Annotated in this window: 2 protein-coding genes; both read left to right on the top strand. The window is 34.8% G+C overall.

The features are described from left to right. Positions 1–99: 99 nt before the first annotated feature. Positions 100–942: a UbiA family prenyltransferase gene (locus tag ACKI2P_RS07260; protein WP_407376378.1), complete on the top strand. Its 843-nt coding sequence runs from the start codon at positions 100–102 to the stop codon at positions 940–942. Positions 943–954: 12 nt separating this feature from the next. Beyond that, the coding region (locus ACKI2P_RS07255) for a glycosyltransferase family 39 protein (RefSeq protein ID WP_407376376.1) at positions 955–2,642 on the top strand (1,688 nt) is incomplete at its 3' end.

Genomic DNA, 2,642 nt, shown 5'->3' with positions numbered 1-2,642 from the left:
TAAAATTATGTTTTATTTAGCAAAAATCTAAAAAAATGCAATAAATTATTACTTATTAATTATACATATATAAAATTATAAATCGTGGGGAAAAATATAATGAATCCATACATTGAAATTTTAAGGCCAGGAAATGCGGTGATGGGCGCTATAACCATAATTTTAATTGCAATTATAGATAAAACTTTTAGTTTGCCGATATTTCTTGCAATACTTGCAGTATTTTTTGAAACAGCAGCAGGAAATGTGATAAACGATTACTTTGATTATAATATCGATTTAATCAACAAGCCAGAAAGACCAATACCCTCAGGTAGAATATCCCTTAAAAACGGAAGAAACTACGGTTATTTACTGTTCCTGCTTGGAACAATATGCGGATTTTTAATTAGTTTTCTTACAGGCAATTGGATTCCATTCATAATAGTGCTGATGGCAGATATAGTGCTTTATTTATATGCATCCACATTAAAATCAACACCTCTCGTCGGAAATCTTGCAGTGGGTTTTATGACCGGTTTCGGATTTGTATTTGGAGGATTCACCATAGGCAACCCTACAATAATTCTGACATCAATATTTTTAGGATTCTTTGCATTTGTAATGACAACCGCACGTGAGATTGTAAAAGATATTGAAGACATAGAAGGGGACAAAGCGGAAGGTGCCAGAACATTGCCTATTCTGGTTGGTGAGAAAATCCCCGCAATATTGGCGTTTATATTAATACTGATTGACTGTGCATTATGCCCTTTATTATATTTCTACAATATTTTCGGTTTCTACTATCTGATTGTAATAGCAATTGCAGTTTTACTGTTCCTTTACTCAGCAATCCTAATTATCAGAAATCAGGACAGACAAACTGCAGGAAAAGTTTCAAAATATTTGAAAATAGGAATGCTGATTGCATTTGCTGCATTCGTATTCGGATCATTTTAATGAGGAGAGCTTATGAACTTCAATGAACACAAAAAGGATATTATTGCACTATCTTCATTGACAATAATTCTATTGGCAATCATAGTGCTATTGTTAAATATTGACCTTAAAGCCGGAGTATACTACGTAAGGGACGTATTCTTCTATCTGAATAATGCTCTTTTTTATGCCGGCCATGATACAGGATTGGCAGATACAAGAGGATTGTCACCTCTTGTTCCAATGATAACTTCAATATTTTTCAGGCTCGGATTTATTTCAGACTCGACAATAATACTTGTAAGCAGTTCATTCTATCTGTTTGCAGGTCTTGGAATGTATTTCTTATTGAGATTAAGATTCAATGAAGTTTTAAGTTTTACCGGTTCAATGGTTTTTTCCACATTCCCACTGATAATGGTGTGGATTACAAAGGGAATGATAGACATTCCTGGAGTATGCTTCTCAATCTGGTCAGTATACTTTATGATACTCTCATTCAGAAAGGATATTAGATTTTCATACATTGCGTTTCCTTTAGTTATTTTAGGTTTCTTTACAAGATTCACAGGTCTTTTGATGGTTCCGGTATTGCTGATGATGTATCTGCTTGTTGAAAATCCTGTAGAGTACATCAAAGAAAATCTCAAACACATCCTCATCGCAATCGCCTGCGGAGGAATAGTCTTTGCAATATTTATAGGCATCTATATTCACATGGACATCGGAATGTTTTTCCTATCCCAGGGTCAGGACATTTCAGGAAAAGCCCAGGATGTAACCTCACTGCAGCACTATTTCACATATTACCTGAAAAATCTTCCGATTTATTTAGGATGCGAAAATTTCATCCCATACTCACTGAAACCAGGAGTATTTCTATTTAACGAAATGCACTGGATTGGAGGCTGTCCATCAATAAATTCATACGTACTGATGGCAATCATGGTTGCAGGATTTGTCTTATACTTCACAAAACTGTTTGGAGCGGAAAATAGAGAAATACTGAAATCTGAAGATAAAAAAATCAAATTGGCCATATTCATTTTAGGATTGATTATCTTTTTAGCAACATACGTTAAAATATCAGTAATCTATTCTGAGATAATACTTTCAATAGCCCTGCTTGCACTATACAGACTACTTCGAAAAACGAAAACAGACTTCTTCAGTCTCGATTTTATCATGTTCTACTGGTGTATCGTTAACTTTGTCTTTTTCACATACTATCACATCAAAGTGGACAGGTACTTCATTCCTATGCTGCCGTTCATAGCATACTCAATAATCCTGTCAATCGAGCTGATTTTGGAAAAAATAAAATCAATAAAACATATTGAAAAAATCAAGGCCATAGCTCCGATAGGACTGGTATGCTTCATTCTGTTATGTTCCGGAGTCTATGCCATGTCAAACAGTCCACACACATTTGACAATCAGATGCACCCTAATTTCATGACCGCCGCATCAGAAGAAAAGGCAGTTGCAAACTGGCTGATTGAACACGACCCCAACTACATGAACAAAACCATATGGGCAGATCGTGGAGGAGACATGTCTTTTAATTTAATCAAGGAAATCCCTTCAGTAGATAAAATATCGAACAATACCAATTTTACAGACAAAATGATTGAGGAAAATGTTTCATACTTTATTTCAGCAGATAATAAAACAATTGGAGAACCTTACACCAAATTATACCAAAATGGAGAGGTTTCACT

The organism is Methanobrevibacter sp. (genome assembly GCF_045541095.1).
In the GTDB taxonomy this organism is placed as follows: domain Archaea; phylum Methanobacteriota; class Methanobacteria; order Methanobacteriales; family Methanobacteriaceae; genus Methanocatella.
This window is presented reverse-complemented; position numbering and strand designations above follow the sequence as displayed.

Excerpts from the sequence above, each read along its gene's own strand:
- ACKI2P_RS07260 (WP_407376378.1), top strand. The coding sequence starts at position 100 with ATGAATCCATACATTGAAATTTTAAGGCCAGGAAATGCGGTGATGGGC.